The organism is Longimicrobium sp. (assembly GCA_036389795.1).
Taxonomy (GTDB): Bacteria; Gemmatimonadota; Gemmatimonadetes; order Longimicrobiales; family Longimicrobiaceae; genus Longimicrobium.
This window is the reverse complement of record DASVWD010000072.1, coordinates 38,842-59,879: the sequence shown is the minus strand read 5'-3', so window position 1 is coordinate 59,879 and position 21,038 is coordinate 38,842. Positions and strand designations below refer to the sequence as shown.

22 protein-coding genes are annotated in these 21,038 nt (G+C 71.5%); 10 read left to right on the top strand and 12 right to left on the bottom strand.

What is annotated here, in order from left to right; translation table 11 throughout:
* Positions 1 to 19 precede the first annotated feature (19 nt).
* On the bottom strand, positions 20 to 1,225 hold the full coding sequence (locus VF746_09415; protein HEX8692625.1) for an ATP-binding protein: 1,206 nt from the start codon (positions 1,223 to 1,225) through the stop codon (positions 20 to 22).
* A gap of 373 nt (positions 1,226 to 1,598) precedes the next feature.
* On the opposite strand from VF746_09415, the gene VF746_09410 reads away from it, so the two are divergent.
* Positions 1,599 to 2,690, top strand: a complete 1,092-nt coding sequence (locus VF746_09410) for an SH3 domain-containing protein (protein HEX8692624.1) — start codon at positions 1,599 to 1,601, stop codon at positions 2,688 to 2,690.
* A gap of 59 nt (positions 2,691 to 2,749) precedes the next feature.
* On the opposite strand, the gene VF746_09405 is transcribed toward VF746_09410, so the two are convergent.
* Complete coding sequence (locus VF746_09405; GenBank protein HEX8692623.1) at positions 2,750 to 3,694, bottom strand: DUF72 domain-containing protein; 945 nt, start codon at positions 3,692 to 3,694, stop codon at positions 2,750 to 2,752.
* A 297-nt stretch (positions 3,695 to 3,991) separates the two neighbouring features.
* On the opposite strand from VF746_09405, the gene VF746_09400 reads away from it, so the two are divergent.
* Both VF746_09400 and VF746_09395 read left to right on the top strand, forming a co-directional pair.
* Positions 3,992 to 4,585: a sigma-70 family RNA polymerase sigma factor gene (locus VF746_09400; GenBank protein ID HEX8692622.1), complete on the top strand. Its 594-nt coding sequence runs from the start codon at positions 3,992 to 3,994 to the stop codon at positions 4,583 to 4,585.
* Positions 4,582 to 4,863, top strand: coding sequence for a zf-HC2 domain-containing protein (locus VF746_09395; protein HEX8692621.1), 282 nt, complete (start codon positions 4,582 to 4,584; stop codon positions 4,861 to 4,863). Before VF746_09400 ends, VF746_09395 begins: the two co-directional genes overlap by 4 nt.
* A gap of 252 nt (positions 4,864 to 5,115) precedes the next feature.
* Here the strand turns inward: VF746_09395 and VF746_09390 are convergent, their stop codons facing one another.
* Together VF746_09390 and VF746_09385 are read right to left on the bottom strand one after the other, a co-directional pair.
* Positions 5,116 to 5,478 carry a zinc ribbon domain-containing protein gene (locus VF746_09390; GenBank protein ID HEX8692620.1) on the bottom strand — a complete coding sequence of 121 codons (363 nt, stop codon included), beginning with the start codon at positions 5,476 to 5,478 and terminating at the stop codon, positions 5,116 to 5,118.
* Positions 5,475 to 5,966 (bottom strand): sodium-independent anion transporter, encoded by a 492-nt coding sequence (locus VF746_09385; protein ID HEX8692619.1) that lies wholly within the window; start codon positions 5,964 to 5,966, stop codon positions 5,475 to 5,477. Before VF746_09385 ends, VF746_09390 begins: the two co-directional genes overlap by 4 nt.
* A gap of 268 nt (positions 5,967 to 6,234) precedes the next feature.
* Here VF746_09385 and VF746_09380 point away from each other — a divergent pair, with 268 nt between their 5' ends.
* The 6 genes from VF746_09380 to VF746_09355 all read left to right on the top strand — a co-directional run bounded on the left by VF746_09380 (position 6,235) and on the right by VF746_09355 (position 13,391).
* Positions 6,235 to 7,023, top strand: coding sequence for a c-type cytochrome (locus tag VF746_09380; protein ID HEX8692618.1), 789 nt, complete (start codon positions 6,235 to 6,237; stop codon positions 7,021 to 7,023).
* A gap of 463 nt (positions 7,024 to 7,486) precedes the next feature.
* The gene (locus VF746_09375; GenBank protein HEX8692617.1) at positions 7,487 to 8,590 is read left to right on the top strand and encodes an SPFH domain-containing protein; all 1,104 of its coding nucleotides are present in this window, start codon (positions 7,487 to 7,489) and stop codon (positions 8,588 to 8,590) included.
* 157 nt (positions 8,591 to 8,747) lie between these two features.
* Positions 8,748 to 9,116, top strand: a complete 369-nt coding sequence (locus tag VF746_09370; protein HEX8692616.1) for a helix-turn-helix domain-containing protein — start codon at positions 8,748 to 8,750, stop codon at positions 9,114 to 9,116.
* Entirely contained in the window at positions 9,116 to 9,475 is a 360-nt protein-coding gene (locus tag VF746_09365; GenBank protein HEX8692615.1) for an ATP-dependent Clp protease adaptor ClpS, read from the top strand. The genes VF746_09370 and VF746_09365 overlap by 1 nt, the downstream gene beginning before the upstream one ends.
* Positions 9,476 to 9,534: 59 nt before the next feature.
* Complete coding sequence (locus tag VF746_09360; GenBank protein HEX8692614.1) at positions 9,535 to 11,928, top strand: AAA family ATPase; 2,394 nt, start codon at positions 9,535 to 9,537, stop codon at positions 11,926 to 11,928.
* Positions 11,929 to 12,104: 176 nt separating this feature from the next.
* Entirely contained in the window at positions 12,105 to 13,391 is a 1,287-nt protein-coding gene (locus VF746_09355) for a tetratricopeptide repeat protein (GenBank protein ID HEX8692613.1), read from the top strand.
* Positions 13,392 to 13,459: 68 nt separating this feature from the next.
* Here VF746_09355 and VF746_09350 read toward each other — a convergent pair whose 3' ends face one another.
* Positions 13,460 to 13,720 (bottom strand): hypothetical protein, encoded by a 261-nt coding sequence (locus tag VF746_09350; protein ID HEX8692612.1) that lies wholly within the window; start codon positions 13,718 to 13,720, stop codon positions 13,460 to 13,462.
* Between the two features lie 135 nt (positions 13,721 to 13,855).
* On the opposite strand from VF746_09350, the gene VF746_09345 reads away from it, so the two are divergent.
* Positions 13,856 to 14,728 carry a helix-turn-helix domain-containing protein gene (locus VF746_09345; GenBank protein HEX8692611.1) on the top strand — a complete coding sequence of 291 codons (873 nt, stop codon included), beginning with the start codon at positions 13,856 to 13,858 and terminating at the stop codon, positions 14,726 to 14,728.
* 79 nt (positions 14,729 to 14,807) lie between these two features.
* Here the strand turns inward: VF746_09345 and VF746_09340 are convergent, their stop codons facing one another.
* From VF746_09340 to VF746_09310, 7 genes are all read right to left on the bottom strand, one after another.
* Positions 14,808 to 15,578 carry a 4'-phosphopantetheinyl transferase superfamily protein gene (locus VF746_09340; protein ID HEX8692610.1) on the bottom strand — a complete coding sequence of 257 codons (771 nt, stop codon included), beginning with the start codon at positions 15,576 to 15,578 and terminating at the stop codon, positions 14,808 to 14,810.
* Positions 15,571 to 16,362, bottom strand: coding sequence for an alpha/beta fold hydrolase (locus VF746_09335; protein HEX8692609.1), 792 nt, complete (start codon positions 16,360 to 16,362; stop codon positions 15,571 to 15,573). Before VF746_09335 ends, VF746_09340 begins: the two co-directional genes overlap by 8 nt.
* A gap of 16 nt (positions 16,363 to 16,378) precedes the next feature.
* Positions 16,379 to 16,618, bottom strand: a complete 240-nt coding sequence (locus tag VF746_09330) for an MbtH family protein (protein HEX8692608.1) — start codon at positions 16,616 to 16,618, stop codon at positions 16,379 to 16,381.
* A gap of 98 nt (positions 16,619 to 16,716) precedes the next feature.
* Entirely contained in the window at positions 16,717 to 17,934 is a 1,218-nt protein-coding gene (locus VF746_09325) for an acyl-CoA dehydrogenase family protein (GenBank protein HEX8692607.1), read from the bottom strand.
* A gap of 4 nt (positions 17,935 to 17,938) precedes the next feature.
* Positions 17,939 to 18,190: a phosphopantetheine-binding protein gene (locus VF746_09320; GenBank protein HEX8692606.1), complete on the bottom strand. Its 252-nt coding sequence runs from the start codon at positions 18,188 to 18,190 to the stop codon at positions 17,939 to 17,941.
* Between the two features lie 40 nt (positions 18,191 to 18,230).
* On the bottom strand, positions 18,231 to 19,115 hold the full coding sequence (locus VF746_09315; protein ID HEX8692605.1) for a 3-hydroxyacyl-CoA dehydrogenase family protein: 885 nt from the start codon (positions 19,113 to 19,115) through the stop codon (positions 18,231 to 18,233).
* 372 nt (positions 19,116 to 19,487) lie between these two features.
* Positions 19,488 to 20,885 (bottom strand): MFS transporter, encoded by a 1,398-nt coding sequence (locus VF746_09310; protein ID HEX8692604.1) that lies wholly within the window; start codon positions 20,883 to 20,885, stop codon positions 19,488 to 19,490.
* Between the last annotated feature and the right edge of the window lie 153 nt (positions 20,886 to 21,038).

Here is a 21,038-nt window from a genome sequence, read left to right as displayed (position 1 = left end):
ACGGTTTGTTCAGGCAGATTCAACTCAGCAGCGCCGCGCCCGCCGCGATCACCGCCACGGCCAGCGCCGCGCCCGCGAGGATCGCCACGGTGCGCAGCCGCCGCTCCCACCCCGCCTCGCCCGCGCGCAGCAGGTCGCGGGCGGCGGACTGCTGCTCGCCGAGGGCGGCCTGGAGCTGCTCCAGGCGGGCGCGCACGTCCGCCTGCCCCGCGTCCAGCCGCTGCAGCCGCTCGCCCACGGCCACGACGGAGTCCTCCACCTCCACCAGGCGCGTGGAGACGGCGGCCAGCTCGTCCTCCACGGGGCTCGCGGCTTCGCCGAGCGCCGCCGCGGCCCAGGGCACCGGCGGCCCGCCCGCCGCGCCGCCGAAGAGCGACTGGTCCATCACCCGGCGGGCGGCCAGCACGTCCTCCATGGCGGTGACGAAGTGGCGCTGCTCGATGCGCTTCTCCGCGTCGGCGCCCGGCTCGACGATGGCCCCCTGCGCGGCCTTGAGGACGGCGTTCTTGATGTCGCCGCCGCTGCCGGGGTAGCGCTCGGCCAGGGCGCGGAAGTCCACGTCCTCCGCCAGGGGCGTCTTGCGGGCGTGGATCTGCGCCTTCCAGATCCGCTCGCGCTCGTCGGGGCCCGGCATCTCGAAGAGGATGTGCGTGCGGATGCGCCGCTCGAACGCCGGGTCGAAGTTGGCCGCCAGGTTGGTGGCGAAGATCACCACCCCGCTGAACTCCTCCACCTCGCGCAGCAGCACGTTCACCACCGAGTTGGCCTCGCGCTGGTAGCCCTGGTCCATCGAGGTGAAGCGGCGGCTGGCGATGGCGTCGGCCTCGTCGAAGAAGAGCACCGCGTCCTGCTCGGCGGCGGCCGCGAACACCGCCTGGACGTTCTTGGCCGTCATCCCCGCCCACTGGCTCTCCAGCTCGGCGTAGCGCACCACCAGCAGCCGCTTCCCCAGCGCGTGCGCGATCGCCTCGGCGCAGATCGTCTTCCCCGTCCCCGGCGGCCCGGCGAAGTTGAACGCCAGCCCCAGCCCCGTGTCGTGCCGCTCGCCGAGGCCCCACTGCCCGAAGAGCACGTCGTGCTTGCGGATCTGCACCAGCGCCTGGTCCAGCGCGCGGCGGGTGGACGGCGGCAGGATCACGTCCGCGAAGGTGCGCCGCGGGGTGACGGCCTGGACCAGGTCCTCCCCCCGGGTCGGGAAGAAGAGGTCGCGCAGCGGGTTGGGCATATCGTGAGTGCGTGAGTGCGTGAGTACGAAAGTACGGGTACAGCCGGCTCGTACGAGGTACGGGGTACGAGGTACGGAGTTTCCTCGCACCGGGCACCTGTGCCCTGCCGAAATCCCTCACATCCGGGCGCCGCGCTTCAGCCGACCGGGTGCGGATGCTCCGGGACTGCAAGAGCTTCGCCGCAGGCGGAGGGGAATCGGGAGACGCAGGACGCGCGAACGGCGGCCAGCGTATCTCCGTGCCCTGGACCGAGATCGTGGGCAGATGGCTTGAGCGGTGGCGGAAGTCGAGCGAAGGCATTAGCTTGGGGGGCACACCCGCACGTTCCCCACCCCACCACCGGTCCTCCCTCGTCCTCCCGGAGCAGTTCCCATGCAGATCGACCGCACGAAGTTCTTCGCCGGCTACACGGCCGCGTTCGGCGCGCTCAAGCAGAGCCAGACCGACGGCCTCGACGCGCTGCTCGCCGCCGCCGAGGGCGACCCGCAGATCACCGACCTGCGCTGGCTGGCCTACATGCTGGCCACCGTGAAGCACGAGTGCGCCGGCACCTGGAAGCCGATCGAGGAGTACGGCAAGGGGAAGGGGCGCAAGTACGGCCAGCCGGTGACGGTGACCGACCCCGCGGGCAAGTCGTTCACCAACGTGTACTACGGCCGCGGCTACGTGCAGCTCACCTGGGACTACAACTACCGGAACATGGGCAACGTGCTCAAGAACCGGCTGCTGTACGAGCCCGAGCTGGCGCTGGACGCGGACGTGGCCTACCGGATCATGTCGTACGGGATGCGCAACGGGTCGTTCACGGGCGCCAGGCTCTCGCGCTTCATCAACGGCGCGACCTGCGACTACGTCAACGCGCGCAAGATCATCAACGGGCTCGACCAGGCGCAGCGCATCGCCGGCTACGCCCAGCACTTCGAGACGATCCTGAACGACAGCGTGGTCGCCGCCGTCCGTGGCGTCCCGATCCCGCAGCCGGCCGCCCCGCCGCCGGCGCCGCAGTCCGCGACGGGGCTCTTCACCGTCACCGTAAGCAGCCTGAACGTGCGTAGCGGCCCGGGCGCCTCGAACCCCACCGTCGCCGGCAGCCCGGTCCCGGGCGGCACCGTCGTGGAGGCGCTGGAGGAGCAGGGCGGGTGGAAGCGCGTGGCCGTGCAGGGGACGGTGAACGGCGTCTCCGGCGTCACCGGCTGGGTGAGCGCGGCGTTCCTGCAGCCCGCCGCCTCCGCGCCCGCGCAGCCGGCGACCGGCCTCTTCACCGTCACCGCCAGCAGCCTGAACGTCCGCGGCGGCCCCGGGACCTCAAACCCCATCGTCGCCGGGAGCCCGCTCGCCGCGGGGACGGTGGTCGAGGGGTTCGAGGACCAGGGCGGGTGGAAGCGGATCGCCGTGCAGGGCTCCGGCGTCACCGGCTGGGTGAGCGCGAAGTTCCTGCAGCCCGCCGTCCCCGCGCCGGCCTGACGCGCCGTCGTAGGCCCAGGAGGTGAAGGCGCCCGGCGGGACTCCGCCGGGCGCCTTCGTCATTCCTTCTTCGCTTTCTTCGCCCGCTTCGGCTTCGCGGGCGGCGGCGACTCCTCTTCCGCCGCCCCGCCCTCCGGCTCCCGCGGCTCGGCGTAGCTCTCCAGCACCGCGCCGTACTCGTCGAAGAGCGGGGGCGGGGCGGGGACCTTCTCCCCCTGCACCATCGACTGGAGCATCAGCGCGTTGACGGCCGCCTTGCCGCGGAAGTGGTTGTTGGTCACCACGAACACGTCCTCCGTCGGCGGCTCGGCGGCGATCTCCCTGGTGCGCTCGGCCCACGGCTCCAGCTCGGCGGGGGTGTAGAGGTAGTCGTAGCGCGCGTCGCGGCCGGCGTCCTTGCGGAACCAGTCCTTGAAGTTGCGCCCGTGCACCCGCACGTAGCCCACCGGCGCCGTCACGATCGAGGTGGGCTTGATGGAGTTCTTGAACAGCGGCTGGTCGATGTTGACGAACCCGATCCCCCGCTCCGCCAGCTCGTCATAGAACGCGGGCGTGTTCCACGACGAGTGGCGCACCTCGAGCACCAGCGGGTAGTCGCGGAAGGTCTTCACCACGTCGGCCAGCCACTCGCGGTTCTCGTCGGTGCGGCGGAACGACCACGGGAACTGCAGCAGCACCGCGCCCAGCTTCCCCTCGCGCATCATCGGGTCGAACCCCGCGCGCACCTCCGACACCTCGTCCCCGGTCCACGCCGTCTTGCGCTGGTGGGTGAAGCGCTGGTACAGCTTGGCGGTGAAGCGGAAGCCGGGGTTGTGCGCCACGCGGCGGATCCAGCTCTCGGCCGTGTTCGGCCGCGTGGGCCCGTAGAAGCTGGAGTTGATCTCCACCGTGTCGAAGTACTCCGCGATGTACCCCAGCGGATCGAAGCGCTTCGGCTTGGGGACGGGGTAGACGACCCCCTCCCAATCCTTGTACTGGAATCCCGCCGGCCCGAAGCGAATCATCCAACCTCAAAGTGCGAAGTGCGAAGTGCGAGGTGCGAAGTGCGAAGTGGACTTCGCTCTGGCACCCACGGGCGCGCGCAAGCATCAGGCCCGCCGCGACGTCCGTGTCGTCACTGCAGTTGAAGTTGCATTTGAAGCCTCACGCAGTTTGTGAGGCTTTCTGTGGTTGTTGCCGCGGATTCATCCGCCCTGGACCGAAGCCGGTCGCGATGCACCGCCTCCGCTCTTGCGGGATCGCCGTGCGCAGCGCTGATTGTGGAGCACACGCACAGGGAATCGAGGAGTGGAGGCCGAGAGATGGATGGCGCGCTGGCGCAGGATCTCGCCAAGCCGGGGTTCCTGGAAGAAGCGGTGCCGCACCTGGAGGCGGTGCACCGCTTCGCGCTGCGCCTGACCGGCGGCAACGAGGACGAGGCGGGCGACCTGGTGCAGGAGACCTTCCTGCGCGCCTACCGCTCGTGGGAGAGCTTCCAGCGGGGAACCAATTCCCGCGCCTGGCTCTTTACCATCTGTAGGAACGTCTTCCTGCGCGCACGGGAGAAGCGGGGCCGCACCCCCGAGGTGCCCGCCGACGCCGAGCCCGAGGTGGAGGCGCTGGCCGTCACCGCCGGCGTGTGGGAGGCCATGAACGCGGACCCCGAGCGCGCCTTCTTCGACTCGTTCGTCGACGAAGACGTGCTGCGCGAGGTCGACAGGCTCCCGGAGCCGTACCGCGAGGCCGTGGTGCTGGTGGACCTGGAGGGCTTCAACTACGCCGAAGCGAGCGAGATGCTGAACCTGCCGGTGGGAACGGTGAAGAGCCGCCTGTACCGCGGCCGCCGCCTCCTGCAGCAGTCCCTGTACGAATACGCGCTGGAGATGGGCTACGTGCGGCCGGAGAAACGCAGATGAGCGCGGCGGAGACGATCCCCTGCGACCACGTGATCGCCCAGCTCTGGGAGTACATCGACGGCGAGATCTCCGAGGAGCGCGCCCGGCTGATCCGCGCGCACCTCGACGTCTGCGCGCACTGCTTCCCCCAGTGGGACTTCCAGCGCGCCTTCCTGGGCTTCCTGCGCCTGCACGCCAGGACCCCGATCCCCTCCGCCGTGCGCCAGCGCGTGTTCGAGAGCCTGCTGCGCGAGGACGCGAACCCCGGCTCTTCCCCGGAGAGCGTCGCCGACGCGTGATACCACGTTTCGGAGCATCGTTCTGGTTCCAAACAGAACAGCAACAGCTTGGGATCACGCAGAGGAACAGAGAAAACCGAAGTCCTCTGTTTCTCTGTTTCTCTGTGTGAGGCCTTTCAGGACCTATTCCCGAACGATGCTCTGTAAGGTGGTATGAATCACGTAATTACCCTTACAAAGAAGAAGTAAAGAGCGGAAGCCGCCGCCGGCCTCCGCTCTTTTCGCACTTCGCACCTCGCACCTCGCACTTTTCTACCTGATCCACACCCCCGCGCAGATCGGACACATCAGCGCGCGCTTCTGCTGGCCGGGCTTCAGCACCTCGCGGCGCCTGCCGTCGACCGGGTGGAAGAAGAGCGAGTGCGAGCTGAGGCCGGTGAAGATGAAGTCGATCATCTTCTGGTTCAGCTCCACCGTGCCGCGCTCCATGTGCGCGCCGCAGTTGGGGCAGCGCGGGCCCCGGCGCCGCGGCCGGTCCTCTCCTTCCGCGACGGGCTCGGCTGCCGGCGGGGGAGCGGCAACGGCCAGTCCCTCGCCGCACCGCTCGCAGCGCGCGGCGTCGGGGGCGTTCGACGTCCCGCAGTTCGGGCAGATGCGGGCGGCGCTCGTCTTCATGGCGTCAGACACCGGCAGGGCTCCCGGTCAGGAGATTCGACGTTCGGGGCGGCGGGAGGGAGCAGGCCCAGGTGCCGCCGCGCGCGGTCCAGCGCGTCCGGGAGGCGGCCGCAGAGGTTCTCGTCGCCCACCTCGTCCAGCAGCTCGGCCTTCCCCAGCGCCACCATCGGCTGCGCGTGCACGCCGGCCAGGATCACCAGCGTCCCTTCCTTCTTCGCACGCCGTACGACGGAGCGCAGCGCGCGGATTCCGGTGGAGTCGATCGCCGGGACGCGCTCCATCACGATCACCAGCATCCGCTGCTTCCCCTCCACCGACACGATCGTCTCGCGGAACTTCTCGGCCGCCCCGAAGAAGAACGGGCCGTCGATCTCGTAGACCTCCACCCCTTCGGCACCGCCCCACCGCCCAGCTCCCGCCTTGAGGTCGGGGACGAGCCGCCTCCGGTCATACTCCCGGAGGACGGTGAACAGCTTGGGGACGAGCACGGCTTTGTCGTATGCGAGCGGGCCGCCGGAAGCGCGGCGGCCCGGGGAAGGGCGTGGAGCGGAGTAGAAGGTGTCGAATTCCGGAAGTTTTTGCAACCGGCAGGTTTATCGGATCGCTCGTCCGGGGCGGACCCTGGAAGATCGTCCCCCGGCACCTCGATCCGTCCCTCCCCGCCGCCGTTCGCGTCGAAGGCACTGGCGCGGCGGCGGGGTGGGACCGCATCCTTGTGCGGAGTCCCCGTTCCAACAACCTTCGCCCCCCGGACCGATGCGCCCGATCCGAGCCCTTCTCCTGGCGGCGCTCCCCGCCGCCCTGGCCGCCGGCGCGGCCCCGCTCCGTGCCCAGGTTCCCGAGCAGCGTCCCCAGAACCTGAAGGTGCTGCCCAGGGACATCCCGCGCGACTCGCTGATCCAGATCATGCGCGGGATCTCGATGTCGCTGGGGGTGCGCTGCCAGTACTGCCACGTGCAGCGCCAGCCGGGCCCCGACGGGCGGGAGAGCTTCGACTTCGCGTCGGACGACAAGCCCGAGAAGGAGAAGGCGCGCTTCATGATGCGGATGACGCGCGACCTGAACACGCAGACGCTGGCGCAGCTCCCCGACCGCCGCAACCCGCCCGTGCCCGTGGGGTGCGTGACCTGCCACCGCGGGCTGCCGGTGCCCACCACGCTGGACCGCGTGCTGATGACGGCCCTGGACAGCGGCGGCGCGCCGGCGGCGGTCGCCCGCTACCGCCAGCTCCGCCAGGAGCAGGCGCTCAGCGGGCGCTACGACTTCGGCGAGTGGACGGTGAACGAGCTGGCGCGGCGGCTGGCGGCCACGGGGAAGGCGGCCGAGGCGGCGGCGCTGCTGGAGATGAACTCCGAGTTCTACCCCAACTCGGCCTCCATCGACGTGCAGCTCGCCGAGGCGTACCGCGCGCTCGGCCAGCGCGACAGGGCGATCGCGCGCTACCGCATGGCGCTGGAGAAGCAGCCGAACAACCAGCAGGCCCGCCGCCGCCTCGACGAGCTGACCGGCGCCGCGCCGGCACCCGCGCCCGCGCCGCGCCCGTAGGTCCGCGTCCCGCGCGCCGTCCGTCCGCGGAACACCTCGCGGACGGACGGTGCGACCCTCTTCCGAACCGCGGGAGAGGGTTTCGTTTGCCTGCAAAAATATCGGGTCGTGGCGTTCTCACTCGCGTGAGGGATGCGCGCCCGGAGGGCCGGGACGCCGCCGCGACACGGGGGATCGTCGTGGCGGTGGCCCGGCGCGGTTGGGCACGGTCGTATCGTGCCCTACCGCGCGCGCAGCCCGGCCCGGAGCGCAGCGGAGGGACACGCCCAAACCCGCAGTTGCCGTTTCTCGGTCCAGTTCGATCCTCCCCCCCGAACGCATCTTTCGAAACCGCAACGACCTCCGCCGCGTACTCCTCGCCCGCGCCGGAACCGGAAAGCCCGCCGGAGGCTTGCGGTCCCGCCGCCGCGGTGCGTACATAAAGGGCGCCGCACACCCGTCTCCCCCTGAACGAGAAGCTGCGATGGGCCTCTGGGACTTCATCAAGACCGAGCTGATCGACATCGTCGAGTGGCTGGACGACACCGGCAACACGATGGTGCACCGGTTCGAGCGGCACGAGAACGAGATCAAGAACGGCGCGCAGCTCATCGTGCGCCCCGGGCAGGCCGCCGTCTTCGTGGACCAGGGGCAGATCGCCGACGTGTTCAGCCCCGGCCGCTACGAGCTCAGGACCGAGAACCTGCCGATCCTCTCCACGCTGCGCGGCTGGAAGTACGGCTTCGACTCGCCGTTCAAGGCCGAGGTCTACTTCGTCTCCACCCGCCAGTTCACCGACCAGAAGTGGGGGACCAAGAACCCCATCATGCTGCGCGACCCCGAGTTCGGCCCCGTGCGGCTGAAGGCGTTCGGCTCGTACGTGATCCGCGTCTCCGAGCCGGCGAAGTTCATCGCGCAGATCGTGGGGACCAACGCCCGCTTCACCACCGAGGGGATCAGTGAGCAGGTGCGCTCGCTGGTGGCCTCACGCTTCACCGACGCGCTGGGCGAGAGCAAGATCGCCGCGCTGGACCTGGCGGCCAACTACGACGAGATGGGCGACGTGGTGCGCGCCCGCATGGCCGCCGACTTGGCCGAGTACGGGCTGGAGCTCACCCGCTTCGTCATCGAGAACATCTCGCTGCCGGACGAGGTGGTGAAGGCGCTCGACAAGCGCAGCAGCATGGGGGTGATCGGCGACCTGGGGGCGTACACGCGCTACCAGACCGCCGAGGCCATCCGCGACGCCGCGCAGAACCCGGGCGGCCTGGCCGGCGCCGGGATGGGCGCGGGGCTGGGCTTCGGGCTGGCGCAGCAGATGGCGGGCGCGCTGGGCGGCCAGCAGCCGCAGGGCGGCGGCGCGGCGCCGCCCCCGCTGCCGGGACAGGCCCCGTTCTTCGTCGCGGTGGACGGCCAGCAGACGGGCCCCCACGGGATCGACGCGCTGCGCCAGCAGGCCGCTGGCGGCACCCTCACCCGCGAGACGCTGGTGTGGCGGCAGGGGATGGCCCAGTGGACGCCCGCCGGCGAGGTGAGCGAGCTGGCCTCCGTCTTCGCCGCCGTCCCGCCCCCGCTCCCGCCCCAGTAGCTTCGGCGAAGACGATGGAAGCGGCCCCGCCCGGGTACCGGACGGGGCCGCTTCGCGTGGGCGCGAGAGGACCCTTTCCTCCCCGTGCCGCCGGAGCTTATACTGACGAAGCCGGCGGGTAAGCGCCCGGATCGTCCATACCCACCTTTCGGTGACCATGACGGAGCGGGGAGACGTCTGCAGCGAGCGCTGCGGCTCGCGCCAGGTGCTGGACCTGGTGGCCGACAAGTGGGCGGTGATCGTGATCTACGTGCTGGCCCGGGGCACGCGCCGCTTCGGCGAGCTGCAGCGCGCGGTGGGCGGCGTGTCGCAGAAGATGCTCACGCAGACGCTGCGCGGGCTGGAGCGCGACGGGCTGGTGGAGCGCAAGGTCTACCCCGTGGTCCCCCCGCGGGTGGAGTACTCGCTCTCGCCGCTGGGCGAGACGCTGGTGGAGCCGCTCTCCGCGCTCTGCCGCTGGGCCGAGGACCACTTCTGGGAGGTCGAGCGCGCCCGCGAGGGGTTCGCGGCGGCCTCGGCGGTGTGATGCTCGTCCCCACGAGCCACCGGGCCCCTCCCCGCGCGCGCGACGACCGCGACGCCGATCCCGACCGCGAAGAGGGGGTCGCCGTCCGCGAGCGCCCGAAGACGCGCCGTCCGTCGCTGTACCGGGTGCTGCTGCACAACGACGACTACACCACCATGGAGTTCGTGGTGGACACGCTGGTGCGCTACTTCGAGAAGACGGCCACCGAGGCCACGCGCATCATGCTGCAGGTGCACCACCTGGGCGTGGGCGTGGCGGGCACCTACACCCGTGACGAAGCCGAGACCCGCATCGAGCGCGTCACCACCGCCGCCCAGTCCGAAGGCTACCCGCTGATGCTGACGATGGAGCCGGAGTAGCGGGAAGAACCCCGTACTTTCGCACTCACGCACTCACGCACTTTCGCACTTGCCGTTCGATGTCGAGCCCCGCGCTGCGCCCCGAGCTGGAGATCACCCTGCACCTGGCCGTCCTGGAGGCCGCCCGCCGCGGCCACGCCTACGCCGGGCTGGAGCACCTGCTGTTCGCGCTCCTGCACGACGAGGCCACCGCCGCGGCCGTGGCGGCGGCCGGGGGCGGCGTGGAGCGGCTCAAGCGCCGCCTGGACCGCTTCCTCTCCGACGAGGTCAAGGCCGCCTCCACCGCGCCGCTCGAGCAGGCGACGCCCACGCTCGCCTTCCGGCGCGTGGTGCAGGAGGCCGCCCTGCAGGTGCTGCGCTCGGGCCGCGAGGAGGTCACCGGCGCGCACGTGCTGGTGGCGCTCTGGGGCGAGCAGGACTCCTTCGCCGTGCACTTCCTGGAGGAAGAGAGGGTGAGCCGCCTGGCGCTGATGCGCGCCGCCAGCGATCCGCCGGAGAAGCCCTCCACCGGCGTCGCCCGCCGCGTCGAGGAGGTGGGCGCCGACGCCGAGGCGACGGACGAGGACGAAGAAGCGGCCGAGCCGGGCGAGGCGCTCCGGCGCTTCACGGTGAGCCTCAACCGCCTGGCCGCCGAGGGGCGCGTGGACCCGCTGATCGGGCGCGACCGCGAGATCACCCGCGCCGTCCACGTGCTGGCCCGGCGGCGCAAGAACAACCCGCTCTTCGTGGGCGACCCCGGCGTGGGGAAGACCGCGCTCGCCGAGGGGCTGGCGCTCAAGGTCCACCGCGGCGAGGTGCCGGCGGCGCTCAAGGGCGCCGAGATCTTCGCCCTCGACATGGGCGCGCTGCTGGCCGGCACCCGCTACCGCGGCGACTTCGAAGAGCGGCTCAAGGGAGTGCTGAAGGAGCTGGAGGCCCGCCCCGGCGCCATCCTCTTCATCGACGAGATCCACACCCTGGTGGGCGCCGGGAGCACCTCCGGCGGGAGCATGGACGCCTCCAACCTGCTCAAGCCCGCCCTGCAGGCGGGGCTGCGCTGCATCGGCTCCACCACCTGGGAGGAGCTGCGCACGCATTTCGAAAAGGACCGCGCCCTCGCCCGCCGCTTCCAGAAGATCGACGTCGCCGAGCCCAGCGCCGAGGAGACGGTGCGGATCCTGGAGGGGCTGCGTCCGCGCTACGAGGAGTTCCACCGCGTCCGCTACACGGGCGACGCCGTGCGCGCCGCCGCCGAGCTCTCCGCGCGCTACCTCCACGACCGGCGCCTCCCCGACAAGGCCATCGACGTCCTCGACGAGGCCGGCGCCGACGTGCGCCTCTCCGCGGGCGATGCGGGCGAAGACGGCGAGTGGCCGGCGGTCGACACCGAAGTGGTCGAGCGCATCCTGGCCTCCATGGCGCAGGTGCCGCCCCGCACCGTCGCGGCTTCCGACCGCGAGCGGCTGCGCACCCTCGAGTCCGAGCTCAAGCGGCGCGTCTACGGGCAGGACCGCGCCATCGAGCAGCTCGCCTCTGCCATCAGGCTCTCGCGCGCGGGCCTGCGCGACCCGCAGAAGCCGGTCGGCAGCTACCTGTTCACCGGGCCCACCGGCGTGGGGAAGACCGAGGTCGCCCGCAGCCTGGCCGAGGTGCTGGGGATCGAGCTGATCCGCTTCGACATGAGCGAGTACATGGAGCGGCACACCGTCTCCCGCCTGATCGGCGCGCCCCCCGGCTACGTGGGCTTCGACCAGGCGGGGCTGCTCACCGACGCCGTGACCCGCACCCCCCACGCCGTGCTCCTCCTGGACGAGATCGAGAAGGCGCACCCCGACGTATTCAACCTGCTGCTGCAGGTGATGGATTACGGTCGGCTCACCGACAACAACGGGAAGAAGGCCGACTTTCGCAATGTCGTGCTGATCATGACCAGCAACGTGGGTGCCGAAGAGCTGTCGCGCCGCCGCGCCGGCTTCGCCCCCGGCGACGCCTCCGGCGAGGACGAGCGCGCCTTCGAGCGCACCTTCCCCCCCGAGTTCCGCAACCGCCTGGACGCGCGCATCTCCTTCACCCCCCTCTCGCTCGCGGTGATGGAGCGCATCGTGGACCGCATGGTCGGCGAGGCCGGCGCCCGGCTGGCCGCCCGCGGCGTGGCGCTGGAGCTCGATCCCGCGGCGCGCGCCTGGCTCGCCGAGCGCGGCCTCGACCCGCTGAACGGCGCCCGCCCGCTCGGCCGCCTGATCCAGGAGGAGATCCTGCGCCCGCTCGGCGACGAGCTCCTCTTCGGCCGCCTGGAGCACGGTGGCCGGGTGAGGGTCGGAGCCGAGGACGGACGCCTCGCCTTCACCTATTCGGACCAGCCGGCTGAAACAGCGGCGCGCTCCCTCGCGGAAGAAGGTGGACAAAGCGGCACGAAACCCGCAGGAGAGGAAGCGGGTATGGAAAGGCCGGTGAGTACCGGCGGCCAACCTTGAACCAAAACGGTGCAAATGGTGGGTCGTCGGCATGGTTGTGGCGGAATAGGCACCGATCCTGCTACAGATGACGGGAGCAGCGCGTGAGAAAATGTTGGCGTTTTGCCCGTGCACAGCGTATAGTATACAGAATTGGTATCAGAATCGTGCCCAAGTGATCCGCAAGGAGAGTATAGATGAAGTCCACCCGGGCCAAGACCGCGCAGGCGCGCCCGCCCCGCCGCTGGCGCACCCCGCCGCCGTTGACGCGGGGGTCCGCCGAGACGCTGGAAGGGATGGAGATCCTCCGCGAGGTGGCCGGAGAAGCCGGGCTCCTGCTCTGGCAGTCGTACCGGAACGTGATGTTCTGGGCCACGGCCGAGCCGGGCGAGCGCGGCGGCCTGTTCGCGCCCGAGGCGAGCCGCAAGCGCCTGGCCGACCTGCTCGACGCCAGCGTCCCCGCCGACCTGGTCGACTCGCTGGTGGCGATCGGCCGCATGCTGGGCGCCCCCGAGTCCACCACCGGCGAGGCGGTGGCCGACGCCTGCCGCGCCATCGCGCAGTGGGCCGAGCGCACCGGGCATGGCGCCACGGCGCTCGCCTTAACCCAGGCGGCCGCGCTCTCGGCGCCGCGCAACGCCGTGCTCTCGTTGGAGGTGGGGAGGATGGCGCGCAGCCGCGGCGAGCAGGCCCGCGCCGAGACGTGGTTCCGCCACACCATCATGATCGCCCGACAGGCGGGCGATTGGGACTCGTACGCGCGCGCCTACATGGCGCTAGGCAACATGCTGCTGATGCGCGGCAACCTGCCGGCCGCGCATCGGATGCACATCAAGGCCCTGCGCGCCGCGCGCCGGAAGGGTATGGTGGAGATTCAGGGCTTGGCTGCTCACGACTTGTTCGTGATTGCCACGGAAACGGGCCGCAACGCCCAAGCCGAGGAGTACGCCCGGATGGCCCTGCGCTGCTACGGCCCCGAGCACTCGTTCCTGCCGATCCTGGCGCACGACATCGCCTACTACTGGATGAACCAGGGCTACTTCGCGCAGGTGCTTCCCGTTCTCCAGTCTCTTGAGCGGCTTCCGAATCCGCAGTTCCTGCCGCTGTTGCTGCGGGCTCACATCGCGCGCGCCGCAGGAGGTGTGGGTGACCGGAATCTCTTCCGCCGGTACTTCACCGAGACCGTGCGGTTGACGAAGGAGCCGAGTTACGAGGCCCGTGCAGCCGACGCGTATCTGGAGCTTGCGCTCGGTGCCTCCAGTCTTGGTGAATGGGATCGGGCAGAGCAAGCTGCGGAACGCGCAGTGGAGATCGCGCGGGAAAATGGACACGCGAAGGTCGCTTTCGAAGCTGAAGCTGTCCTTGATGCGGTTCGGCATGGACGTCGGGCAGAAAAGACGGTCGCGGAGCGTACGTCCCCCGCGCGCTCGACCGCATCGTTCGCCGACCAGTTGGTCGAAGTACTTACGGCTGCGGCCGCCTAGAACCCAGGCGGCCGCGGGCGAAGCTTTGAACGCCGGCGCGGTCCGCAGACTGCGCCGGCGGGATCTTCTCAGGAGCCAGTACCATTTTGCTTTTCAGCCTGCACGCACTCCAGCGTGACGGAGCCGTCGGACTGGGTGACCAGCATCAGGCTGCCGGAGCACTCGCTCGAGCCGGGGAGGCCGCTGGTGTGTGAGGTGTCGCTCGGGGCCGTCGTTCCCGTGTCGAAGCGCGGGCCCTGAGGGGCGACGGGAGCGGTGATCGGGTCGGTGCCGCAGGCCGCGAGCACGGAAACGGCGGCGCAGGCCAGGAGGAGCCGGGCGGATCTCATAGGTCTGGTTGTTTAGGGGGATGCTGGGCAGCTGAAGACAACGCAGCCGTTGTCCGGTGCGACGTGAATTTGCGTCCACGGTGCACTTCGCGCCCATTCTCTGCCGTCCTGGGACCATATAGTACACGACACGTCATGCCTCCCCTGCCCCGTCCTGTGCTGGTGATGCACCCGAACAGTGCGTTCCGGGAGCGGGTGCGCCGCGTGGGCGGGAAGAGCTTCCGGTGCAGCTTCCTCCCGGACTGGGACGCGCTGCGGGCGGCGGTCTCGGAAGCGCCGCCCGCGGCCCTGCTGATCGTCGACCCGTACGCCACCATCTCGCGCGACGGCCTGCAGCTCGCGCCGGAGCTGCGGGCGCTGCTCTGGGAGTTTCCCTCGGCCACGGTGGTCGCGGCGATGGAGGTGCGGCCGGGCCGCTCGCACGACCTGCGCACGCTGGGCGAGTGGGGGGTCACCGACGTCATCTCGCTGGACGACGAGTCCACGCAGGAGGCGATCACGCGGCGGCTGCGCGCGGCGCAGGGGCGTCCGCTGCAGAACCTGCTGCAGCGCTGCCTGCCCACCACCATCTCCGGGCGCGCGCGGACGCTGCTGATGACCGCGGCGGAGATCGTCTCGATGGGCGGGCGGGGGCGCGACCTGGCCCGCGCGCTGCACCTGTCGGAGCGCACCGTGCTCCGCTGGTCGGAGCGCGCTGGGCTCCCGCCTCCCCGCCGGCTGATGGCCTGGATGCGCATCCTGCTGGCGGCGTCGCTCCTGGACGACCCCGGGCGCACGGTGCTGAGCGTGGCCTACGCCTGCGGCTACTCGTCGGACAGCAGCCTGCGGAGGGCGATGCAGGACTTCCTCGGCACCATCCCCACCACCCTGCGGCGCGAGGGGGCGTTCGCGCGGGCGGCGCACGTGTTCCTGGAGGAGCTGGCACGGGTGCGGGCGGAGGGGAAGGACCGCCCGCGGCCAGGAGGAGAGCGGCGCGAAAGCAGGCGGAAGGCCCGGACGCGAGGCTGAGCGGAAAGCTCGGCCTCGCTCTCTTTCGCGCCGTCGGGACGATCCTGGGCGGGTGCGGCAGATCTTCTTTCGCGCCCGATCACCCGGTGTGGGCGGGTGGGCCGGGGAAAGCGGCGTCCCGGTCGAACAGGCGGACGCTCCACCCACGGCCCTCGGCGGCGAGGGCGGCCACCCACCCGGGGCCGGGGTCCAGCTCGCGGAGCGTCCAGCGCTCCACCTCGGCGGGGTTGCCGCGGGTGCGGAGGAGGCGGGCGGGCTCGCCGGGGGTGAGCGTCACGTCGAAGCAGTCCAGCGGCATCGACAGCCCCTCCCCCACCGCCTTGATGAACGCCTCCTTGCGCGTCCAGCAGGTGAAGAAGGCCAGGTCGCGCCCTGCGGGGGGGATGGCGCCGAAGACTTCGTTCTCGGGCACGGAGAAGAAGCGGAGGGCGATGGCCTCGCCGTCGGGCATGGGGCGCAGCGGCTCCAGGTCCACGCCCACCTCGCGTCCGCGGGCGACGGCCACCAGCAGCCGGTCTTCCGCGTTGGAGACGTTGAAGCGGAGCCCGCTCGCGGCCTCGGGGCCGTCCAGCTCGGGCTTGCCGTGCGGGGCGTGGCGGTAGCGCAGGGCGGCCGGGCGGACGCCCAGGTAGCGGGCCAGCAACTCGCGCTGGATGCCGCGGCCGGCCACGAAGCGGTCTCGGTGCACGGGAAAGCGGAAGCGCCCGGCCCGCGCGCGCTCTTCGTCGTCCAGCAGCGCGAGCAGCCGCTCCAGCTCGCCGGGCGGCGGGGCGAGCGAGGCGCGCCAGACGTGCACCTCGTCGTCGGGCAGGACCAGCTCCGGCGGGGGCGGCCCCCAGGCGTCAGGCATGCGCGGCGCTGCCGGACAGCCGCGCCAGCGCACCGCGCAGCTCCCGCGAGAGCTCCTCGAGCACCAGCGCGCGGTCGGTGTTCAGGAAGAAGTGGCCGCCGGGGAACATCTTCAGGTGGAACTCGGCGCTGGTCTGCTCGCGCCAGGCCGCCGCCTGCTCCTCCGACACCTCGTCGTCCGTCCGCCCGCCGTACGACGAGATGGGGATGGCCAGCGGGCGCTCCTCGCGGTAGGCGTACGTCTCGCCCAGGGCGAAGTCGGCGCGCAGCATCGGGGAGATGAGCTGCATGATCTCCGCGTTCTGCAGCACCTCCTCGGGCGTGCCCTGGAAGCGGCGCAGCGCGTCGAGGAACTCCGGCTCGGGGAGCGAGTGGATCGGCGGCTCGTCGAGGGCGAGCTGGGGGGCGGGGCGGCCCGAGACGAAGAGGTGCACGGGGCCGCGCCGCCCCTCGCGCCGGAGCTTGCGCGCCAGCTCGAACGCCATCAGCCCGCCGTTGCTGTGCCCGAAGAAGGCGAACGGCCGGTCGAAGTACGGCAGGAGCGCATCGTAGAGCCGGTCGGTGAGCTCCGCCAGGTCGCCGATCGGCCGCTCGGAGAGGCGCGCCTCGCGCCCGGGGAGCTGCACGGCGCAGAGCTCCACCTCGGGCGGGAGGAGGCGCGCCCAGGGGTAGAAGATCGAGGCGCCGCCCCCCGCGTACGGGAAGCAGAAGAGCCGCAGCCGCGCCGAGGGCGCGGGCCGCGGGACCATCACCCAGGAGCCCAGGCCGCCCGGTCTGCCGGTCACCGTGCCACCGCCGGCGTCAGGAGCCCTGCCCCGCGGCGCGCGCGGCGTCTTCCTCCATCTTCTTGCGCAGCGACAGCGGCCGCATGTCGGTCCACACCTCTTCGATGTAGGCCAGGCACTCGGCCTTGGTCCCCTGCTTCCCCGCGTCGCTCCACCCCAGCGCGTTCTCGCGGTCGGCGGGCCAGATGGAGTACTGCTCCTCGTGGTTGACGACCACCTTGTAGATGGTGTTGTCTTCGCGGTCGCTGGTGCTCATCGGCGGCCTCCGTGTGATGGAAAGTGCGTGAGTGCGTGAGTGCGCAAGGACGGCCGTCCCCGCGCGCACTTCGTACCTCGTACCTCGTGGCTTTCGTGCTACTCCCCCCGCCCGCGCGCGAACGCCTGCAGCTCGTCGCGGGCGATGGTGACCTGCTGGATCTGCGTGCTGCCCTCGATGATCTCCATCACCCGCGAGTCGCGTAAGAAGCGCTCGACGGGGTACTCCTCGCTGCAGCCGTTGGCGCCGTGGATCTGCACGGCGTCGAGCGCGGCGCGGGTGGCGGCGGTGGAGGCGAAGTACTTCGCCACGAAGGTCTCCGGGCCGGCGGCCGGGTCGCCCGCGTCGCGCAGCCAGCCGGCGCGCAGGCACAGCCAGCGGGCCGCGCGCCAGTCGGCCGCCATGTTCGCCAGCATCCGCTGCACCAGCTGGTGCTCGCCGATCGGCGCGCCGTACTGCACGCGCTCGGAAGCATACGCCAGCGAGGCGTCCAGGCAAGCGCGGACGAGCCCCACACAGCCGCAGGCCACGCTGTAGCGGCCGACCTCCAGCACCGACATCGCCACCGCCAGCCCGAAGCCCGGGCCCGCCACGCGGCTCTCCCTCGGCACCCGGCAGCCGTCGAAGACCAGCTCCGCCAGCATCGAGGCGCGGGTGCCGGTGATCCCGTGCAGGGGCCGGACGTCGAGCCCCGGCGCGCCGCGCTCCACCAGGAAGGCGACCGGCTTCCCCTCCGCCTTCGCGAACACCAGGAAGACGTCGGCGAGCTGGCCGTACGTGGTCCACTTCTTCCGCCCGGCGAGGACGTAGGAGTCCCCGTCCGCCATCGCCACCGTCTCCACCGCGCCCGCGTCGCTGCCGACGTTCGGCTCGCTGAGCGCGAAGGCGCCGAGCGCGGAGCCCGAGGCCAGGCGCGGGAGCCAGTGCTCCTTCTGCGCGCGGCTCCCCCAGCGCAGCACGGCCCAGCACGCCATGCTGTGCACCGTCACCAGCGAGCGGACCGACGAGCAGGCGCGGCCCAGCTCCTCGTTCAGCAGGCCGAAGGCGACCCAGTCCATCCCGCTGCCGCCGTGCCCCTGCGGGACCACGGCGCCCAGGTACCCCTCGGCGGCCAAGCGGTCGATCACCTCGCGCGGGGTGGCGGCCGCGCGGTCCCAGGCGCCGGCGTGCGGCGCCACCTCGCGGCCGGCGAACGCGGCGAAGGCGGCGCGGGCGCGCTCCTGGGCGGGGCCCAACTCCAGGCGCAGCACGGGCTCCGGCGCGGACGTCGCGTCGGCCGGCGACTCGGGGGACTCGACGGCGCCGGGCCCGCTCATCGGCTCAGGCGGGGACGGCCTGCTTGCGCCGCACGAACGCGGTGAGCGCGTCGATGCTGCGGAAGTTGTCGAGCTCCAGGTCCTCGCTCTCGCAGGTGATGCCGAACGTCGTCTCGACGAACTGCACCAGCTGCATGGCGAACATCGAGTTCACGTAGCCGGTGGCGAAGATGTCTTCCCCGTCGGCCAGCTCGTGGCCGCGCACGAAGCGCCCGACGAACTCGCGCACCTTCGCGCGGATCTCCTGCTCGCTCATCACTCACTCCGCGTGGGCCGGTTGATTCGAATCCGATCGCTCAGGTGAGCGCGGGGACGGCGTAGTCGTAGAACCCGCGGCCGCTCTTCCGCCCGTGCAGCCCCGCGTCCACCATCTTCTTCAGCAGCGGGCAGGGGCGGTACTTGCTGTCGTTGTAGCTCTCGTACAGCACCTCGATGGAGTAGAGGATGGTGTCGACGCCGATCAGGTCGGCCGTCTCCAGCGGCCCCATCGGGTGCCCGAAGCACGTCTTGAAGATGCGGTCCACGTCCTCGACCGGCGCCACCCGGTCCTGGATCAGCCAGGCGGCCTCGTTGATGGTGAGCATCAGCACGCGGTTGGAGACGAAGCCGGGCATGTCGTCGACCACGATCCCCTCCTTCCCCATCGCCGCCAGCAGCGCCTGCGCGGTGTCGATCGTCTCCTGTGTGGTGTGGAAGGCGCGGACCACCTCCACCGTGGGCTTGAGCGGCACCGGGTTCATGAAGTGCATCCCCAGCACCTTTTCGGGCCGCCGGGTCAGCGAGCCGATGCGGGTGATGGAGTACGCCGAGGTGTTGGCCGCGAAGCAGGCGTGCGGCGGGCAGACCTCGTCCAGCACGGGGTAGATCGGCTGCTTGACCTCCCACTTCTCGGTCACGTTCTCGATCACGAAGTCGGCCCCGGCGAACGGCGCGTAGTCGGTGGTGAAGGTGATCTTCTCCAGCACTTCGGCCGCGGAAGGGCCGCCCTTCGTCTTCGTGAACATCCCGTGGAAGCGGACGCCCTTCTCGATCCCGGCCCGCGCGCGCGCCAGCACCTGGTCGGAGACGTCCAGCAGCAGCACGCGGTGGCCGGTCTGCGCCAGGTTCTGCGCCACGCCCACGCCCATCACCCCCGCGCCGACCACCCCCACCACCCGCGCGGCCGCCTCGTTGGTCGCCATCTCGCCTATCGCCGGGTCCAGGTTCGTCCACGCACTTCGCACTCGGGACTTCGCACTTCGCACTGCGGTTCGGGCGTGTCCCTCCGCTGCGCTCCGGGCCGGGCTGCGCGCGCAGTAGGGCAGCAAACGACGCTGCCCAACTGCGCCGGGCCACCGCCGCGACGATACCCCGTGTCGCGGCGGCGTCCCGGCCCTCCGGGCGCGCATCCCTCACGCAACCGCCCGTGGCGGCGCCACTTCGGCCATGAGCGCGGACGCGGGCGGCGGTCCTGGCGCGGGTCCCGGCACCGGCCCCCGAACTTACGCGTCTTCCCGTCCACGTGCGAGAGGGGCGGGCCGCGCCGTCCGAGGCGCGCCGCTCGTCGGGTCATATCAGACGGCGGCGACGGCCTCGCCGCGCTCGGCCTCGTCCGCGGGGGCGGGGGGCGGCGCAGGCTCGGGGTGCACCGGCGGCGCGTCGGGGACGTCGCGCTCCACGTGGCGGATGGCCGGCACCGCGTACACCACGGCCGCCGCGAGCACCGTCAGCAGCCCGACCAGCACGAACATCAGCGCGATCCCGCGCCCCTTCCCCACCCCCAGCACCGCGCCCACCGTCGGCGCGAGCGCGCCGCCCGGCATCAGCAGCGGCTCGAAGACGCGCTCGGCGAGCGGCCCGGCCAGGAGCACCGAGAGCGGCGCGCTGGAGATCACCACCATCCGCCGGATGGCGATCACGCGGCCCACCGCCTCGGCCGGCGTCTTCGCGAACCAGAGCGCGGAGTGGGTGCCCTGCAGCAGCGGCCACGCCAGCGCCGACGCGAACAGCCCCGCCGCGATCAGCGGCAGCCACGGCTTGAGCCCCACCACCACCGTGCAGAGGCCGCCCAGCGCGCAGAACGCCAGCACTCCGCGCACGCGCCGCTTCGGGCCGCCCCACACGCTCATCGCCATCGCGCCCAGCAGCCCGCCCACGCCCATCATCGAGACCAGCGTCCCCAGCACGGCGGGGGTGGTGATGGCGAGCACCATCGGCTGCATGAGCGGGCCCAGGAACCCGCCCAGGAAGTTGGTGAAGGCGAAGAAGAGCAGGAGCCCCAGCAGCCCGCGCCGCTCGCGCACGAAGCGCCACCCGTACGCCGCCTGGGCCGCGAGCGGGTCGTGCCGATGCTCCGGGCCCTGCGGCGGGCTGGGGATGCGCGCGAAGGCCAGCGTGCCGATCGCCACCAGGTAGGTGGCCAGGTCGATCAGCACCACCCAGCCGAGCCCCACCGTCACCACCAGCACCCCGGCCAGCACCGGGGTGAGGATCGCGCTCAGCGAGCCGGCGGTCTGCATCATCCCCACCGCCCGCCCGTAGTGGCGCCGGGGAACCAGCACGGAAATGGAGGCGGCGAACGCCGGGTCCTGGAACGGCCCGATCAAGGAGCCGAACACCCCGATCACGAACAGGTGCCAGACCTCGAACCTCCCCGTGAACACCAGCGCCGCGACGGCCAGGGTGACGAGCGCCGAGGCGGTGTCGCTGGCGATCAGCACCTTCCTGCGGTCCCAGCGGTCCACCAGCGCCCCGGCGAAGGGCGACACCAGCAGCGCCGGGACGATCTGGGCGAACATCAGCAGCCCGAACTGCTCGGCCGAGCCCGTCTGCTGGTAGACCCACACGGGAATGGCGAACCCGGTGAGGCCGGAGCCCAGCTCCGAGACGAGCTGGCCCACCCAGATCACCAGGAACGCGCGCATCTCGCGCACGGCGCCGCGCAGCGACGCCTTCTCGGCCGCCTCCTCCATCACTCTCCGGAGAAAGCCCGGCCCCGGGCGGGGCGGGCACGCTCGTCTTCGCCCGGTCGGGGCACCGCGCCCCCGGATCGGCGGCGGCCGGAGGAGCCGATCCGCCTCCGCGGCCGCCGTCTCGCCCGTCCGGCGCGGGAAGCGGCGAATCTA

Bases quoted from the DNA above. Each gene is read 5' to 3' on its own strand.
- VF746_09380 (HEX8692618.1), top strand. From the start codon at position 6,235: ATGCGCCCGATCCGAGCCCTTCTCCTGGCGGCGCTCCCCGCCGCCCTG.
- VF746_09365 (HEX8692615.1), top strand. From the start codon at position 9,116: ATGCTCGTCCCCACGAGCCACCGGGCCCCTCCCCGCGCGCGCGACGAC.
- VF746_09350 (HEX8692612.1), bottom strand. From the start codon at position 13,720: ATGAGATCCGCCCGGCTCCTCCTGGCCTGCGCCGCCGTTTCCGTGCTC.
- VF746_09370 (HEX8692616.1), top strand. From the start codon at position 8,748: ATGACGGAGCGGGGAGACGTCTGCAGCGAGCGCTGCGGCTCGCGCCAG.
- VF746_09410 (HEX8692624.1), top strand. From the start codon at position 1,599: ATGCAGATCGACCGCACGAAGTTCTTCGCCGGCTACACGGCCGCGTTC.
- VF746_09390 (HEX8692620.1), bottom strand. From the start codon at position 5,478: ATGAAGACGAGCGCCGCCCGCATCTGCCCGAACTGCGGGACGTCGAAC.
- VF746_09315 (HEX8692605.1), bottom strand. From the start codon at position 19,115: ATGGCGACCAACGAGGCGGCCGCGCGGGTGGTGGGGGTGGTCGGCGCG.
- VF746_09355 (HEX8692613.1), top strand. From the start codon at position 12,105: ATGAAGTCCACCCGGGCCAAGACCGCGCAGGCGCGCCCGCCCCGCCGC.
- VF746_09345 (HEX8692611.1), top strand. From the start codon at position 13,856: ATGCCTCCCCTGCCCCGTCCTGTGCTGGTGATGCACCCGAACAGTGCG.
- VF746_09400 (HEX8692622.1), top strand. From the start codon at position 3,992: ATGGATGGCGCGCTGGCGCAGGATCTCGCCAAGCCGGGGTTCCTGGAA.
- VF746_09325 (HEX8692607.1), bottom strand. From the start codon at position 17,934: ATGAGCGGGCCCGGCGCCGTCGAGTCCCCCGAGTCGCCGGCCGACGCG.
- VF746_09395 (HEX8692621.1), top strand. From the start codon at position 4,582: ATGAGCGCGGCGGAGACGATCCCCTGCGACCACGTGATCGCCCAGCTC.
- VF746_09340 (HEX8692610.1), bottom strand. From the start codon at position 15,578: ATGCCTGACGCCTGGGGGCCGCCCCCGCCGGAGCTGGTCCTGCCCGAC.
- VF746_09320 (HEX8692606.1), bottom strand. From the start codon at position 18,190: ATGAGCGAGCAGGAGATCCGCGCGAAGGTGCGCGAGTTCGTCGGGCGC.
- VF746_09405 (HEX8692623.1), bottom strand. From the start codon at position 3,694: ATGATTCGCTTCGGGCCGGCGGGATTCCAGTACAAGGATTGGGAGGGG.
- VF746_09360 (HEX8692614.1), top strand. From the start codon at position 9,535: ATGTCGAGCCCCGCGCTGCGCCCCGAGCTGGAGATCACCCTGCACCTG.
- VF746_09310 (HEX8692604.1), bottom strand. From the start codon at position 20,885: ATGGAGGAGGCGGCCGAGAAGGCGTCGCTGCGCGGCGCCGTGCGCGAG.
- VF746_09330 (HEX8692608.1), bottom strand. From the start codon at position 16,618: ATGAGCACCAGCGACCGCGAAGACAACACCATCTACAAGGTGGTCGTC.
- VF746_09415 (HEX8692625.1), bottom strand. From the start codon at position 1,225: ATGCCCAACCCGCTGCGCGACCTCTTCTTCCCGACCCGGGGGGAGGAC.
- VF746_09375 (HEX8692617.1), top strand. From the start codon at position 7,487: ATGGGCCTCTGGGACTTCATCAAGACCGAGCTGATCGACATCGTCGAG.